Source organism: Accumulibacter sp., assembly GCF_023806565.1.
GTDB lineage: Bacteria > Pseudomonadota > Gammaproteobacteria > Burkholderiales > Rhodocyclaceae > Accumulibacter.
The window spans coordinates 1-15,341 of record NZ_JAMTDV010000099.1; the positions used below are offsets into that span (position 1 = coordinate 1).

The following is a 15,341-nucleotide window of genomic DNA, read 5'->3' on the forward strand; positions in this document are numbered from 1 at the left end:
CCGGGGCTGCGCTGGCGCTTGCCGTACCCGATCCAGGCGCACGAACTGGTCAATGTTTCCGGCGTGCGTACGGTGGAAATCGGTTATCGTGGCAGCGAGAAGAACAAGGTTCTCAAGGAAGCGCTGATGCTTACCGACGACGAGAACATCATCAACATCCAGTTTGCCGTGCAGTGGTTCCTGAACGATCCCGTCGTCTACGTCTTCAACAACCGGCATCCCGACGACGCGGTGATGCAGGTCGCGGAAACGGCGATTCGCGAAATCGTCGGCAAGAACAAGATGGATTTCGTCCTCTATGAGGGGCGCGAGCAGGTTGCGGTCAATGCGGCGAAGCTGATGCAGGAAATTCTCGATCGATACAAGACCGGCATTCTGATCTCGAAGGTCACGATGCAGAACGCACAACCGCCGGAGCAGGTACAGGCATCGTTCGACGACGCCGTCAAGGCCTCGCAGGACCGCGAGCGGCAAAAGAACGAGGGGCAGGCCTACGCCAACGACGTGATTCCCAAAGCCCGTGGGACGGCGGCGCGGCTGCTCGAAGAGGCCGAGGGTTACCGGAAGCGGGTGATTGCCGACTCGGAGGGCGACGCCAGCCGTTTCAAGCAGATCTATACCGAGTACGCCAAGGCGCCGGAGGTCACGCGCAGCCGGATGTATCTGGACACCATGCAGCAGGTCTATGCGAATGCCAGCAAGGTGCTGCTCGATACCAGGGGACAGGGAAACCTGCTCTACCTTCCGCTCGACAAGCTGATGCAGGCCGCCGGTGCGGCCGCCGCTTCGGCAGGGGCGAGTGGCGCGGGGGAGCAACCGGCGGCTTCGCGCCCGGCGCCGGCGATCGGCAGCGAGGTACCGCCGCAGGTGGTCGACAAGAATGACGTGCGTTCGCGTGACACCTTGCGCCAGCGCGATCGGGAGTCGCGCTGATGAGAGCCAACATGAATGTCGTCGCGGCCGTTTTCGTCGGCGTGCTGGTGGTGCTCGGCGCCACCATTTTCACGGTCGATCAGCGTCAGTACGCGATCGTCTTCCAGCTCGGCGAAATCCGCAACGTGATCGAGGAACCGGGGCTGTACTTCAAGTGGCCGATGATCCAGAACGTGCGCTACTTCGACAAGCGCATCCTTACTCTGGACAGTGCGGAGCCCGAACGTTTCATCACTTCCGAAAAAAAGAATGTGCTCGTCGATTCGTTCACGAAATGGCGAATCATCGATCCCAAGCTGTACTACATCTCGGTGGCGGGTGATGAGTCGCGGGCCAAGACGCGTCTCACACAGACGGTGAATGCGGGCCTGCGCGAAGAGTTCGGCAAGCGCACCGTGCATGACGTCGTTTCGGGCGAGCGCGACAAGATCATGGAACAGATGCGCGAGAAGGCCGACCTCGATGCGCGCAAGATCGGCGTGCAGATCGTCGATGTGCGGGTCAAGCGCGTCGAATTGCCGACCGACGTCAGCGAATCGGTGTACCGTCGGATGGACGCCGAGCGCAAGCGGGTGGCCAATGAGCTTCGCTCGCAGGGCGCGGCCGAAGCCGAGAAGATCCGTGCCGATGCGGACAAGCAGCGCGAGGTGATCATCGCCGAGGCGTATCGGGATGCGCAGAAAATGAAGGGAGAGGGCGACGCCAAGGCGTCCGCGATTTACGCGCAGGCGTTTGAAAGCAGCCCCGAGTTCTACGCCTTCTACCGCAGTCTCGAAGCGTATCGCAACAGCTTCAAGGGCAAGAACGACGTGATCGTCGTCGAGCCCAACTCGGACTTCTTCAAATACATGAAGAGCATCGGTCGGGGTGGCGACAAAGCCGGCAAATGATGAAACTGTTGCTGCTCGCCCTGGCCCTGATGCTGGTGATTGAAGGAGTGCTGCCGTTCGTGGCGCCCAGCGCCTGGCGCGAAACCTTTCGCCGCCTGATTCGCTTTTCCGATGGGCAGATACGTTTCATCGGCCTGACCTCGATGTTGATCGGGCTGGTGCTGCTGATGATCTTCCGATGAACTGGCTGCTCCCCGAGCACATCGCCGATGCGCTGCCGTCGGAAGCCGCCCAGATCGAACGGCTGCGCCGGGCATTGCTCGACCTGTTTCGCGTGCATGGCTACGAACTGGTGATGCCGCCGCTGCTCGAACACCTCGAATCGTTGCTCACCGGTTCGGGCCAGGATTTGCGGCTGCGCACCTTCAAGCTCGTCGACCAGTTGTCGGGACGCACCCTCGGCGTGCGCGCCGACACCACGCCACAGGTTGCCCGGATCGACGCCCATCTGCTCAATCGCCAGGGCGTGACGCGTCTCTGCTACTGCGGCAGCGTGCTGCATACCTTGCCGGCTTCGCTGGCGGCAAGCCGCGAGCCCATACAGCTCGGGGCCGAACTGTATGGGCATGCCGGCGTTGCCGCCGACCGCGAAGTCATTCGTCTGCTGGCGGCGGCTCTCGGCAGCGCCGGCGTTCCGGCGGCACGCATCGATCTCGGGCATGTGGGAGTTTTCCGTGCGCTGGCGGCGGCTGCCGGCCTCGATGCCGAACTCGAGGGAGTGCTCCTGCAATTGCTGCAGGGCAAGGACGTCCCGGGTCTGCGCGAGCTTTGCGGCAGGCTGGACGAGCCGCTGCGTTCGGCACTGCTGGCGCTGCCCGAACTCTTTGGCGGCGCCGAAACGCTCACGGCGGCGGCGACGGTGCTGCCAGCCCTGCCGGAAATCGCTGCCGCACTGGCAACCTTGCGACAGCTGCACGAATCGCTGCCCGATCTGCCGCTGTCCTTCGACCTTGCCGATCTGCGCGGTTACCACTATCACAACGGTGTCGTCTTTGCCGCCTATTGCCCGGGCTTCTCCGGTACCATCGCACGCGGCGGCCGTTACGACGGCGTCGGCAGCGCTTTCGGACGCGCCCGGCCGGCGACCGGTTTCTCGCTGGATCTGCGCGAGCTGGCACGCCTGGCGGCGAGCGACCTTCGGCGAGCAGCGATTCTGGCACCCTGCGCGGCCAGCGACGGTGTCCTGGCACGTACGCTGGCCGCACTGCGGGCGCAGGGCGAGGTGGTCGTCGAACTCCTGCCGGGCGAGACTGGCAGCGAAGGACCACCGTGCGACCGGCAGCTGGTCGAACGCGGTGGACAGTGGCTCATCGAGCCGATCAACGGGAACGGATCATAATCATGGCAAGGAATGTCGTGGTCGTCGGCACGCAATGGGGCGACGAAGGCAAGGGCAAGATCGTCGACTGGCTGACGGATCACGCCAGGGGCGTCGTTCGTTTTCAGGGTGGCCACAACGCCGGCCATACGCTGGTCGTCGGCGACAAGGTATACAAGCTGAATCTGGTTCCCTCCGGGATCGTCCGCGACGGCGTCGATTGCTTCATCGGCAACGGCGTCGTGCTCGACATTCACCACCTGCTCAGCGAAATCCGGGTGATCGAGGCAGGCGGCATCGATGTGCGCTCGCGTCTCAAGATCAGCCCGGGCTGCCCGATCATTCTCGCCTATCATGCCGCGCTTGATCACGCGCGCGAGGCGGCGCGCGGGGCGGGCGTACGCATCGGCACCACCGGCAAAGGCATCGGTCCGGCGTATGAGGACAAGGTGGCGCGGCGCGCGCTGCGCATCTATGATCTGTTCTATCCGGATCGTTTTGCCGACAAGCTGCGGGAAAACCTCGACTACCACAATTTCGTCCTGACCCGTTATCTTGGGGCGCAGGCGGTCGATTTCGGCGCCGTGCTGACGCAGGCGATGGCCGACGCCGAGGAAATCAAGCCGCTCGTCAGCGACGTTTCCGCCGCCCTGCACGCGCTCAACCGGGCGGGTCACAACCTGTTGTTCGAGGGCGCGCAGGGTGCCTTGCTCGACGTCGATCACGGCACCTATCCCTTTGTCACCTCCTCGAACTGTGTTGCCGGCCAGGCTGCCGCCGGCTCTGGCATCGGGCCGGGAATGCTGCATTACGTGCTCGGAATCACCAAGGCGTATTGCACGCGCGTCGGTGGTGGTCCCTTTCCGAGCGAACTCGACATCGAGACGGCAGGCCTGCCCGGCCACCAGATGTCGCAAAAGGGTTGCGAATTCGGCACGGTGACGGGACGCAAGCGTCGCTGCGGCTGGCTCGACATCGCCGCGCTCAAGCGCTCGATCCAGATCAACGGCGTGACCGGTCTGTGCATCACCAAGCTCGACGTTCTCGATGGTCTGCCCGAGGTGAAGATCTGCACCGGCTATCGTCTCGATGGCCGCTTGGTCGAGCTGCTGCCGATGGGTGCCGATGACGTCGCGGCGTGCGAGCCGGTGCTCGAAACCCTTCCCGGATGGTCCGCATCCACCGTTGGCGCCAATACGATGGCCGCTCTGCCGGCGGCAGCGCAGGCGTACCTGGCGCGCATCGAGGAGTTGTGCGGCAGCCCGGTGGACATCGTGTCCACGGGCCCGGAGCGTGCGGAGACGGTGGTCCGGCGTCATCCACTGGCGTAACCGCGCGCAACGTCCCGGCGGGTGGCGGCCGGCTGCATCGCCGGACTCCGGCGGTGGCGCAGGCAGGCGGTCGCCAGGCGGGCGAAGGAGACGGCTCGTACGCCGGCTTGCTGCGTCTGCTATGATGCAGCGACGTCTTCTTTCGTGGGAGGTGGGCATGGGCATTCTCGACTGGTTCAAGAACAGGCCGGCGCAGTTCGATCCGGATCGCGTTTCCGAAGAGCTGATTCGCGAGGCAACCGACAAGGCGATCGCCCTCACCAACCCGCGGCTGAGCGTGCTGCCTTCTTGCCAGCGGCGCCTCGCGCCGGCGGTCGAGACGACGATCGAATTTCTGCGCACGTTGGTCAAGGTACTGCCGGCCACGCGCCAGATATCGTCGGCGAGTTGGAGTGCTGATCCGGCATTGCGGGCTTTTTTCGTCGCCCCGAGCGACATCACGACGACGCTTGGGCGATCCGAAAATCTGCGCGCCCTGTTCGACAAGTTTCCCGAACTCGATGAAGCGTATCTGGTGCTGGGAATGGCTTTCAACGAACAGCGCATCTTCGGCATGGCGCTGCATGGCGACACCGTGCAGAGGGATGTGGTGCAGACCAGCGTCAGTTTTTCGGATCACCGGGCGCATCTCTGCGGTCGTGACGAATCGCGCTTGAAGCGCGTCATCGGCACACAGGCTTTCGAGTATCTGCTTGCGCAGGCTTTGGCCGAGATCGGCGAGGATCGCAGCGAGCGGCAGGAACTCGAAGGGAACCGTTCGCTGATCCGGGCGCGTCTGCGCCTGCTGCAGCAGCAGGGGCCGGGGCTCGGATCGATGTTCGGCGGCCCGCCGGCGGCGCGCAGCGAGCAGGCCAGGCTGGAGGCGGAACTGCTCGAGAATGAGCGGCAACTGGAGGCGCTCGGGGGCAATGAATCGGTGCTGGAATTCGAGCTCGACTGCCTGAAGGAGGTGCTCGATAACCCGGCCCGTTACCTGCGCATCGAGCCCAGGCAGTTGCGTCTGGATGCGATGAACGTCGTCAGCGAGACGAGCAGTGGCCAAACGACCGCCGAAGTCGAATTTGCCGTGGCCGAGCTGAGCGGTGCCTCGACGGCGCGCAGGGCATTTGTTTTGGGGCGGGTGGAACGTTCCGAACTGCCCAGAATGCAGAAGATCAATTTCGACGCTGCGGTGCGCTACCTCTGAGCAGGGCAGGGCAGCTTCGAGACAAAGGCCAGCGGCAGCCAGTGCAGTGTCGCCGCGCGGGCCATCGCGATCCGGCTTGCACCGGGAAAGCGCGACACCAAGGGCGCGGGTTTTCGCGTCCGCCATACCTGTCGGGGGGAATTCGCCATGGATCGAGAGGAACTACGTGACCAACTGCTCGCGCCGGTACTGCAGTGGATCCGGCTGGGGCGACAGAGCAATGCATTGATGCTGCGTTCCCTGGAAGTGGTTGGTCAATGCAGTACCAGCCTGCTGCGCAGTGCAACCCTGCGCGAACGCCCGGACTGGAGCGAACTCGGCGCCATGCTCCGGGAAAAGGGCACTGTTTCGCTCGAATCGGCCGTCGCCATGGGCTGGGCGCTGCAGGGCGAGATGCAGCAGTTCCTGACCGAAAGCAGCGAGGCAAGCGTCGCCGTTGCTGGCAGCGCCGTTCGCCTGGCGACCGGTGGCAGCGGCGAGGACTTCGCTACGCGGCGGGCTGCGCTGGGCGATGCCCTGCTGAACCTCGCCATCCCTTGGTACCAGCTTTCGGGTCGCGCCGCAGAAGTTCTCGCGCAGGGTCTGCAGCCGATGCTGCGCGAGGCGCGTGTTGATTCGAAAGAAATCGGTCGGAGCTAGTCAGTCCGGCACGCCCTGCGGTACTGGGAGCGGACCCCGGTCTTCGCCGAGGAAGAGGTGCATGCGAACCTTGGTGACGTCGTCATGGCTCTGATGCAACTGCCGGCCAAGCTGCATGGCGCTGGTGATGACGGAGTCGACCGAGGCGTCGTCGTGCGCGGAGAGAAAGACCTCGGCGACGATGCCGTCCTGCGTGTAGTGGGGAATCACTTCACGTAGTTCGCGCAACGGAGCTTGCAGTTGCGCATGGTAGTCGAAGCGTTCGCGCAACTCGTGGCGATTGGCATAGACGCGGATTTCGCCATCCGCGAGTTCGTCCGAGGTGTCGACGTGGACCATCACCGCCGTGATGTCGAGCACTTCGCTCAACAGGGTCTTTTCCACCTGGTCGGCGATCTGGTGTCCTTCGGTGACCGAGAGAAAGGGGTCCACCACCACGTGCACGTCGACCAGAATGTCGGGTCCCAGTTTGCGGGCCTTGAGCAAGTGGGCGGAGCGCACCTGCGGATGCTCGTTGATCAGCTTGGTGATCGTCGCCCGCACCTCGTTGTCGACAGCCTCCGCGGAATCGGTCAATTCCTCCAGCGAGTCGATGGCGATTTCGACGCCGACCTTGCCGACGAAGTAGGCGACACCGATAGCCGCGACCGGATCGAGCATCGGCCAGCCGGCAAGCGCGCCGGCGATGCCGAGCAGGGCGGCAAACGAAGCGACTGCGTCGCTGCGGTGGTGCCAGGCATTGGCGATGATGATGTTGGAACCGATGCGGCGTCCGACCCGCACCGTGTATTGGTAAAGCAATTCCTTGACCAGCATCGACCCGGCCGCCACCCACAGCGCAATCTGTCCCGGGGCGGTGAGGTCCGGGTCCTTGATCCGGTTGGCGGCGTCGAGCGCGATGCCGACCGCCACTCCGAGCAGGATCAGCGCAAGCAGCAAGGTTGCCAGACTTTCGAACTTGCCGTGGCCGTAGGGGTGCCCCTCGTCCGCCTTCTTGCGGGCGAGATGCATGCCGATCAGAACCACGAGATCGAACAGCACGTCGGCGCTGGAATGCAGGCCCTCGGCGATCAGCGCCGCCGAATGACTCATGAAGCCGATGATCAGTTTGGCCAGACTCAGGAAGACGTCTGCGCCCGTGCCCACTTGGGTCACCCGTTGGGCGGCCCGGTAGTTTTCCTGCCTGGTGTCGTTTGCGGGCACTTCCATGCGCTGGCCTCCGGAAGGTCGGCGCGACAGGAACCGATGGCCGCCGCGCCGGGGTAGCTCAAAGAAAATTTGTGGGCGCCAAATATACTCTCATCCTCTTGCCGCGGGTGCCGGGAGAGAAAGAACTTGCACCACAACGACTGGCCGACCGACACCAACTGCTTCGTCCGGGTTGGCCGGCCCGGTTCGGTTTCCTTTCCCGCAGCACGGCCATCACCCCGTTTCGCCCTTGAGCCAGTCGGCACGCTGGTCGGGAAAGTAGCGCCAGCCATCACTGCCCGGGTCGGCGTTTGCTGGCGGCTAGGCGAGGGCTCCCGCAATCGTCCGGAAGCTGTCCAGCCCGGCTTCGAGGTTGTCGATGATCTCGGCGGCGATTTCCTCCGGCTCGGGCAAGTGGTCGAGGTCGGCGAGGCTCTTGTCCTTGAGCCAGAAGAGGTCGAGGCTCGTTTTGTCGCGGGCGGCGATCTGCTCGTAGGTGTATTTGCGCCAGCGGCCTTCCGGGTTGGTGTTCTCGTTCCAGGTCTCTTTGCGCTCGTGACGGTTCCGCGGGTGGTAGCAGGCGAGGAAATCCTGCAAATCCTCGAAGCGCAGCGGCTTTTTCTTCAGCGTGTGGTGGATGTTGGTGCGGTAGTCGTAGAACCACACTTCCTTGGTCCACGGTTCCCTGCGGGCGGCGTGGTTGTCGAAGAACAGCACGTTCGCCTTGACGCCGTTGGCGTAGAAGATGCCGGTCGGCAGGCGCAGGATGGTGTGCAGGTCGGTCGTTTCCATCAGCTTCCTGCGTACGGTTTCGCCGGCACCGCCTTCGAACAGCACGTTGTCGGGCACGACCACGGCGGCGCGGCCGGTGGTCTTGAGCAGGGTGCGGACGTGCTGAACGAAATTGAGCTGCTTGTTTGAGGTAGTTGCCCAGAAGTCCTGTCGGTTGTAGGTGAGGTCATCCTTCTCCTGTTCGCCTTCTTCATTGGTGAAGCTCATCGAGCTCTTCTTGCCGAACGGCGGATTGGCGAGCACGTAGTCGAAGGTTTTCGCCGAGCTGGCGACGAGAGCATCGTTGGGGGAGATGGAGCTTTCACCGTCGATCTCGCCGATGTTGTGCAGGAACATGTTCATCAGCGCCAGACGGCGGGTGCTGGCGACGATCTCGTTGCCGAAGAAGGTTTCGTGCTTGAGGAAGGCCTTCTGCGCCTTGTCCAGCGCGTGCGTGGCGACGAGGAAATCATAGGCGGCGAGGAAGAAACCGCCGGTACCGCAGGCCGGGTCGGCAATCGTCTTGCCCGGTTCCGGGCGTATGCATTCGACCATGGCGCGGATCAGGGCGCGCGGCGTGAAGTATTGGCCCGCCCCGGACTTGGTATCCTCGGCATTGCGTTCGAGCAGTCCTTCGTAGATGTCGCCTTTGACATCCGCCCCCAGGGTGACCCACTGCGTTTCGTCGATCATGTCGATCAGCCGATAGAGCTTGGCCGGGTCCTGAATCTTGTTCTGCGCCTTGGTGAAGATCGAGCCGAGCATGCCGGGCTTGTTGCCCAGCTCACGCAGCAGGGTGACGTAATGCACTTCGAGCTCCGCGCCGCGTTTGGCCTTGAGTGCGGGCCAGCTGTATTCGGTGGGAATGCCCACCTTGCGGCTGTAGGGCGGCTGGCTGTACTCGTCCGCCATCTTGAGGAAGATCAGATAGGTGAGCTGTTCGAGATAGTCGCCGTAGCCGACGCCGTCATCGCGCAGCGTGGTACAGAAACTCCAGACCTTGGAGACGATGGCGGCGGTCGCGTTCATGCCTTATTACCCTCTCTATTACCCTGACCAAAGGGCAATTACCCTTTCTTGAACCAACGCGCCGCAGGACCACGCCCCTGGCACTCGATGACGCCAGCGGCCTGTTGGGCGCGCAACACACGGCGCACCATGTCGCGGCTGACGCCGGGACACTCCCGCTCGAGCTGCGAAACCGTGAATTCGCCGGAAAACTGATTGATGGCGGTCAGCACCAGCTCGGTCTTGGCTCCGCGCGGCGCGCTCACCCCGCCGACACGCTCGACGAGATCGCGGTAGGCACTCTTCAAAATCGACAGCACGAAATTGACGTAGGGTCACGGATCGTTCTTGCTCTCGTGCCAGCCTTGCGAACTTTGCTCCAGGGTTTCGTAGCAACCGGCCTCTGCTCGACCAGGCGTTCCAGGCTGATGTAGCGCCCGATCCAGGAACTCGCCGAGATCGGCGAGATACCACGCGGTGGCCGCCGGGATGGCAAGCGAACCGCCGGTGAGCTGGCGCAGTGTGCTCATGCCGCCGCCTTTCTTGTGCGCCGCCCGGTGGTGGCGGCTGTTCGTTTCGTGGAAGACTCGCGCGCCGCCTTGATCCGTGCGAGCAGTGTCGAGGCGGGTTCGTCCTGCGGGTCTTGCGGCACCAATTGGCCGGAGAAGGCTTTTTTCAGGATGGATTGGCGCAATGCGTCAGCTTGCTGCAATGCACTAGCAAGGATTTGGTCGAGTTGGTCGACTTCGGAGAGTCTGGATTCAAGAGTCTCGACGAGCTGCAGAGCCTCTTCGAGCGAGCAGATAGGGACAGCGGTATTTTCGACGATGCCGAGATTCAAATTCGGTTGCACTCCCCCAGAGGACTTCATACGAATATCGCCGTAATTTTTCTGGAAAAACCACTTCACATATGGCCGTAATTTTCCAGCTATTCCCTCAAGAAGGATGGCAGCAATCGCCTGATTAGTAGTCGCTTCAATAAGTAACTCAGAGCATTTGCCACGGGTTTTTCCCTCACCGTACAGGGCAACCAACAACGTGTGTTTCGGGTAGAGCCTTAGTTTGGTCTCCCGCAACGCGGTGTCAGTGACAACGTCGCTCGCTTTAGTAACGTAGCTAGCGTTTAAAGCACCGCTTGTGACCCAAGGAATCGTGCCACCCTCGTAAAACTCTTTACGGCTCTTTAATGGCGTAACGCCAGTACCTAATGTTCCAAGTTCGCCAACTTTGACCCAGGCCCACCCAAGGGGCAGTTCGGGCAACTCAGCGCACTCTTCGGGCGTCAGTGGAGGTAGCGGCTTGGGGGCTTTGGGCCTTGTATCCAGTTTTTTTCCAGTCTCCCACGCAGCCAGTTGTCTCTTGTGGCGTTCGGTACGTTCGCGCCGAATGCGCTCAAGCAAGGCTTCAGCGGTATCGAGTTTGTCGGAATTTTCAGCACGCCATTGGGCGCTAAGTTTGCCGTCGAATGCGTGCTTGAGCAGGGCTTGGCGATAGACCTTGAGCTGGGACTGGGCGGTTTTCAGGCTTTCGATGCCCTTATCCAGCTCGGAGAACAGCTCTTCGATTTTGGCGACGATCCGTAGCTGTTCAGTTGTTGGAGGTAGCGGAAAGTTACAGTTGGAAAGATATGGTGTTGGTACGCGCCGTTGGCCCACAGCGCCGGACATATTGGCTTCGGCTTCATGACGAAAAGCGTCTGAGGAAACGAAGTAATAGACGTATTCAGGGATAACCCCAGAATGTGCCCGAAGGACATGAAATTCGGTTGAACCAAAGCCCAAGCCGTTCTTGACCTCTGGTACCACAGCCATTTTCCCGTTTTCCATGCAGGGCGTAATCTTGGCGAAGAGAACATCCTGATATTGAAACGCGGTATAGCCTTTCTTTACCTCGGAGAATTTCCGCAACTCTGACACGTCTATCGCTCCTGTTCCGGCTGCTACGGCCGGCATCGGTACAAAGGAGACTTCCAAGTCGTCACTGACCGCTAATTTGTCTAGCGTCGGATTGACGGTACAGACTTCCGAGATTGCTGTTTTGCACCAGCTCGATGGCAGGTCTTCGGCACAGATCGTCATCAAGCTACCAACACTTCATTCAATTCATCGAGCAGCATGTCCATCTGCGCACCAAACAGCTGGTACATTTTTCCCAATCCGCCTTGCCCATCGAAAGGCGACATTTCGAGATCGTCGCGCTCGATATGGAACGAGCTGGCGACGTGGTCGCGAATCATGCGTAACCAGCCCATTTGTTCTTCGTTGAATTTCTCGCTGCCGCCGGAGTGGTGCTTCATGATCCAGTTCTGGAAGTTGCGGCGGACGGTGTCGTCGAAGGTCGAGAGCTTGTCGTCGATGCCGCAGACGCGGCGGATCAAGGCGACGAGCGCGGTGAGTTCGCTGATCGGCTGCTCGCCCTTGACGCCATCCAACTGGCTGTAGGCTTGCCATACGCGTAGCGGGGCGAGCCTGGGTTTGTCGGTCTTGAGCTTGTCGAGCACCTGGCGGATCAGTTCGAAGCTCAACTCACGCCGGCGCCAGGACTGGCTGAAGAAGATGGTCAGGGCGGTAATGTTGTCCTGACTGGCCTTCAGGTAGTCGGCGAATTCCTCGGTCAGCGCCTGAGCGTTGCTGGCGGCGTCCTTGTCCCATTCCGCACGCAGGACGGTATCGAGGTTGTCGTGGTCGATGGTCTGCTCTTTGTCGCGGCGGATGGCGTCGATGAGCTCGACGAGTTCGCCGTTGAAGACCTTGGCGACGGCCTGAACCAATTGCTCTTGCGCCTGCTGCCGCTTGGCATCGCCGGGGTCGCTGCCGATGGGCAGGCCGGCGAGTTCGAGCGCCCGGGCTTCGACGTTGTCGGCGTCGATGGCGCCGAACAGTTTGCCGACGAGCTGGCCGAGTTCGATGCCGCCGGCTTTTTCGCGGAGCAGCCGCTGTTCGTTGGCATTGAGTTGCTTGTTGAGACGTGCCAGACGGCCCGCGAGTGAGGAAACGGTGTCTTCGTCGGTGGCGCCCATCACGACGGCCATGGCCAGATCCTTGAGCGGCACCGTGGGCCTGGTGATGAGCGGCTGGCTGGCGGTCTTGAGCGACCTGGTGACGCCGATGGCGTCCACAATCACATAGTGCGTCTTGGCGCTCCTGGCGGAGGGGGTGACCTTGCGCAGTTCGTCCATGTCCAGCGTGCGGGTGCCGCGCCCCTTCATCTGCTCGAAGTAGTTGCGGCTTTTCACGTCGCGCATGAAGAGCAGGCATTCGAGCGGTTTGACGTCCGTACCTGTGGCGATCATGTCCACGGTAACCGCGATGCGCGGATAGTAGTCGTTGCGGAACTGGGCGAGGACGGACTTGGGGTCTTCGTCGATCTTGTACGTGAGCTTCTTGCAGAAGGCGTTGCCTTCGCCGAATTCCTCGCGTACGGTCTGGATGATGTCGTCGGCGTGGCTGTCGGTCTTGGCGAAGATGAGGGTTTTCGGCACTTCCTTCCGGCCGGGGAAGATTTCCGGCAGCTTGTCGCGGAAGGTGCGGATGACGGTGCGAATCTGGTCCGGGTTGACGATGGCGCGGTCCAGTTGGGTGGCGCTGTAGGCTTCGTCTTCGTCCTGTTGTTCCCAGCGTTTCTTGCGGGTGAGCTTTTCGCGTCGCTCGACCTGTTGCTGCGCCTTGATTTCGGCACCGGCCTTGGTGACCTGGGTCTCGATCACATAAACCTCGTTGCCGACATTGACGCCGTCGGCAACGGCCTTTTCGTGGCTGTAGTCGCTGACGACGTTTTTCTTGAAGAAGCCGTAGGTACGGTTGTCCGGGGTGGCGGTGAGGCCGATGAGGCTGGCGTCGAAGTAATCGAGCACCTGTTGCCAGAGGTTGTAGATGGAGCGGTGGCATTCGTCGATGAAGATGAAATCGAAGAACTCCGGCGGCACCTTCTCGGTATAGACGAGGGGCATCGGGGCCTTGGGCTGGGCCAGCTCGGCCGGGTTGATCTCTTCGGCGGCTTCTTCGAGCGGGGTGTCCTTGAGGATGGAGTAGAGGCGCTGGATGGTGCTGATGCAGACCTGGCTATCCTTGGCGATATAGGCGGACTTCAGGCGCTGAACGTTGTAGAGCTCGGTGAATTTGCGGTTATCGTCGAGTGGGACATAGGACATCATTTCCTGCTCGGCCTGTTCGCCAAGATTCCTGGTGTCGACCAGGAAGAGAATACGTTTGGCCCTGGCATGCTTGAGCAGCCGGTAGATCGCGGTGACGGCGGTGTAGGTCTTGCCGGCCCCGGTCGCCATCTGGATCAAGGCGCGGGGGCGGTCGGACTTGAACGACTCTTCGAGGCGGGCGATGGCGCTTTCCTGGCAGTCGCGCAAGCGGAGTTCGGCGGCGGGCCGATGGCTGGGGTTCAATTGCGGGATATGTTGCAGGCGCCCGCGCAGGCTGTCGCCCTGAGCGATCCACTCCTTGAGGGTTTCCGGCCGGTGGAAGTGGAAGACTTCGCGCGAGCGGGGCTTGGGATCGCGGCCATCGGTGAAACGGGTGATGACGCCAGTACTCTCGTAGAGGAAGGGTAGCGGCTCCGGGTTATTGACCCACTTGAGCTTGGCGGCGGCATAGCCGCCCGTTTGCTCTTCGACTTCGGTGATTTTTTGGCCGAGCTCTTCCTTCTTTGCTTCGATCACGCCGACGGCTTTCTTGTCGACGAAGAGGACATAGTCGGCGGGGCCGACGGTGGTTTGGTACTCGCGAACCGCGATGCCCGGACCGGCGCTGAAGTCGATTTTCTTGGCCGATTGAAGGACCCAGCCGGCGCGGCCGAGCCGTGCGTCAATGTGGTCGCGGGCCGCTTGTTCGGGATTCTGGTTTTCGGTCATTCGCGCCGCTGCGTTGGTTTTCCTAGACTGCGGCGAATGATATAGGAAGCCGACGATCCCGGTGATGAAAGAGGCATGCGGGACGCGTGGGGTGCTGCAGTCCTACGGCCCATGACCGGCCATTTCGCCCGTCGAAGGCATTGCTGGCGTGATAGAATTCCAGGCTTGATCAAGACGACGACATTGCCGCCGAAGTCGCGTCGCCAGCGGATTGAAGATGGAAGCTTTCGCCAGAGAAACCCTCCCGATCAGCCTCGAAGACGAGATGCGTCGATCGTATCTCGATTACGCGATGAGCGTGATCGTCGGACGCGCCTTGCCCGACGCGCGCGATGGCCTGAAGCCGGTGCATCGGCGCGTGCTGTTCGCGATGCACGAATTGTCGAACGACTGGAACAAGCCCTACAAGAAATCGGCACGCATCGTCGGTGATGTCATCGGTAAGTACCACCCGCACGGCGACACGGCGGTGTACGACACCATCGTGCGCATGGCGCAGGACTTCTCGCTGCGTTACATGCTGATCGATGGCCAAGGGAATTTCGGTTCGGTCGATGGCGACAACGCGGCGGCGATGCGTTACACCGAAGTGCGCATGGCGCGCATCGGGCACGAACTGCTGGCCGACATCGACAAGGAGACGGTGGATTTCGGGCCCAACTACGACGGTTCGGAGGAGGAGCCGCTGGTCCTGCCGGCGCGCATCCCGAATCTGCTGATCAACGGCTCGTCGGGAATCGCCGTGGGCATGGCGACCAACATCCCGCCGCACAACCTCGGCGAGGTGATCGACGCCTGTCTGGCGCTGCTTGGCAATCCCGAGACGACGATCGACGAACTGATCGATCTGCTGCCTGGCCCCGATTTTCCGACCGCCGGCATCATCTACGGCGTTGCGGGTGTGCGTGAGGGGTATCGGACCGGGCGCGGGCGCGTCGTCATGCGCGGCAAGGTGCACTTCGAGGACATCGACAAGGGCAACCGGCAGGCGATCATCATCGACGAGCTGCCGTACCAGGTGAACAAGCGCACCTTGCTCGAAAAAATCGGCGAGCTGGTCAACGAGAAGAGAATAGACGGCATTTCCGACCTGCGCGACGAGTCCGACAAATCGGGCATGCGCGTGGTGATCGAGCTGAAGCGCGGCGAAGTGGCGGAAGTGGTGCTCAACTGCCTGTACAAGCAGACGCAGTTGCAGGACACCTTCGGCATGA

At 62.0% G+C, this 15,341-nt stretch carries 14 protein-coding genes; 8 read left to right on the forward strand and 6 right to left on the reverse strand.

Going from position 1 to position 15,341, the window contains the following annotated elements; translation table 11 throughout:
- From hflK to NFV80_RS11245, 7 genes are all read left to right on the forward strand, one after another.
- On the forward strand, positions 1–933 hold a 933-nt coding region (hflK, locus tag NFV80_RS11215), incomplete at its 5' end, for an FtsH protease activity modulator HflK (RefSeq protein ID WP_296758710.1).
- A complete protein-coding gene (gene hflC, locus NFV80_RS11220; protein ID WP_295328094.1) occupies positions 933–1,823 on the forward strand; it encodes a protease modulator HflC in 891 nt (296 codons plus the stop codon). The genes hflK and hflC, both read left to right, overlap by 1 nt.
- Positions 1,820–2,005 carry a DUF2065 domain-containing protein gene (locus NFV80_RS11225; RefSeq protein ID WP_295328093.1) on the forward strand — a complete coding sequence of 62 codons (186 nt, stop codon included), beginning with the start codon at positions 1,820–1,822 and terminating at the stop codon, positions 2,003–2,005. The genes hflC and NFV80_RS11225 overlap by 4 nt, the downstream gene beginning before the upstream one ends.
- Positions 2,002–3,162, forward strand: a complete 1,161-nt coding sequence (locus NFV80_RS11230; protein WP_295328089.1) for an ATP phosphoribosyltransferase regulatory subunit — start codon at positions 2,002–2,004, stop codon at positions 3,160–3,162. The genes NFV80_RS11225 and NFV80_RS11230 overlap by 4 nt, the downstream gene beginning before the upstream one ends.
- A 2-nt stretch (positions 3,163–3,164) precedes the next feature.
- Positions 3,165–4,472, forward strand: a complete 1,308-nt coding sequence (locus NFV80_RS11235) for an adenylosuccinate synthase (RefSeq protein WP_295328084.1) — start codon at positions 3,165–3,167, stop codon at positions 4,470–4,472.
- A gap of 157 nt (positions 4,473–4,629) precedes the next feature.
- Entirely contained in the window at positions 4,630–5,658 is a 1,029-nt protein-coding gene (locus NFV80_RS11240; RefSeq protein WP_295328083.1) for a hypothetical protein, read from the forward strand.
- A 147-nt stretch (positions 5,659–5,805) separates the two neighbouring features.
- The gene (locus NFV80_RS11245) at positions 5,806–6,297 is read left to right on the forward strand and encodes a hypothetical protein (RefSeq protein ID WP_295328080.1); all 492 of its coding nucleotides are present in this window, start codon (positions 5,806–5,808) and stop codon (positions 6,295–6,297) included.
- Here NFV80_RS11245 and NFV80_RS11250 read toward each other — a convergent pair whose 3' ends face one another.
- The 6 genes from NFV80_RS11250 to NFV80_RS11275 form a co-directional block, all read right to left on the reverse strand.
- Entirely contained in the window at positions 6,298–7,506 is a 1,209-nt protein-coding gene (locus tag NFV80_RS11250) for a cation diffusion facilitator family transporter (protein ID WP_295328079.1), read from the reverse strand.
- Between the two features lie 300 nt (positions 7,507–7,806).
- On the reverse strand, positions 7,807–9,285 hold the full coding sequence (locus tag NFV80_RS11255) for a class I SAM-dependent DNA methyltransferase (protein WP_295328077.1): 1,479 nt from the start codon (positions 9,283–9,285) through the stop codon (positions 7,807–7,809).
- 38 nt (positions 9,286–9,323) lie between these two features.
- Complete coding sequence (locus NFV80_RS11260) at positions 9,324–9,584, reverse strand: hypothetical protein (RefSeq protein ID WP_295328075.1); 261 nt, start codon at positions 9,582–9,584, stop codon at positions 9,324–9,326.
- 15 nt (positions 9,585–9,599) lie between these two features.
- Positions 9,600–9,794: a hypothetical protein gene (locus tag NFV80_RS11265; protein WP_295328074.1), complete on the reverse strand. Its 195-nt coding sequence runs from the start codon at positions 9,792–9,794 to the stop codon at positions 9,600–9,602.
- Positions 9,791–11,344, reverse strand: a complete 1,554-nt coding sequence (locus NFV80_RS11270; RefSeq protein WP_295328121.1) for a restriction endonuclease subunit S — start codon at positions 11,342–11,344, stop codon at positions 9,791–9,793. The genes NFV80_RS11265 and NFV80_RS11270 overlap by 4 nt, the downstream gene beginning before the upstream one ends.
- Positions 11,344–14,127, reverse strand: coding sequence for a DEAD/DEAH box helicase family protein (locus NFV80_RS11275; RefSeq protein WP_295328072.1), 2,784 nt, complete (start codon positions 14,125–14,127; stop codon positions 11,344–11,346). Before NFV80_RS11275 ends, NFV80_RS11270 begins: the two co-directional genes overlap by 1 nt.
- A gap of 217 nt (positions 14,128–14,344) precedes the next feature.
- Between NFV80_RS11275 and NFV80_RS11280 the strand changes: the two genes are divergently transcribed.
- Positions 14,345–15,341, forward strand: a 997-nt coding sequence (locus tag NFV80_RS11280) for a DNA gyrase subunit A (RefSeq protein WP_296758717.1), incomplete at its 3' end; no start/stop codon positions are given.

Excerpts from the sequence above, each read along its gene's own strand:
- hflC (WP_295328094.1), top strand. The coding sequence starts at position 933 with ATGAGAGCCAACATGAATGTCGTCGCGGCCGTTTTCGTCGGCGTGCTG.
- NFV80_RS11225 (WP_295328093.1), top strand. The coding sequence starts at position 1,820 with ATGATGAAACTGTTGCTGCTCGCCCTGGCCCTGATGCTGGTGATTGAA.
- NFV80_RS11230 (WP_295328089.1), top strand. The coding sequence starts at position 2,002 with ATGAACTGGCTGCTCCCCGAGCACATCGCCGATGCGCTGCCGTCGGAA.
- NFV80_RS11235 (WP_295328084.1), top strand. The coding sequence starts at position 3,165 with ATGGCAAGGAATGTCGTGGTCGTCGGCACGCAATGGGGCGACGAAGGC.
- NFV80_RS11240 (WP_295328083.1), top strand. The coding sequence starts at position 4,630 with ATGGGCATTCTCGACTGGTTCAAGAACAGGCCGGCGCAGTTCGATCCG.
- NFV80_RS11245 (WP_295328080.1), top strand. The coding sequence starts at position 5,806 with ATGGATCGAGAGGAACTACGTGACCAACTGCTCGCGCCGGTACTGCAG.
- NFV80_RS11250 (WP_295328079.1), bottom strand. The coding sequence starts at position 7,506 with ATGGAAGTGCCCGCAAACGACACCAGGCAGGAAAACTACCGGGCCGCC.
- NFV80_RS11255 (WP_295328077.1), bottom strand. The coding sequence starts at position 9,285 with ATGAACGCGACCGCCGCCATCGTCTCCAAGGTCTGGAGTTTCTGTACC.
- NFV80_RS11265 (WP_295328074.1), bottom strand. The coding sequence starts at position 9,794 with ATGAGCACACTGCGCCAGCTCACCGGCGGTTCGCTTGCCATCCCGGCG.
- NFV80_RS11270 (WP_295328121.1), bottom strand. The coding sequence starts at position 11,344 with ATGACGATCTGTGCCGAAGACCTGCCATCGAGCTGGTGCAAAACAGCA.
- NFV80_RS11275 (WP_295328072.1), bottom strand. The coding sequence starts at position 14,127 with ATGACCGAAAACCAGAATCCCGAACAAGCGGCCCGCGACCACATTGAC.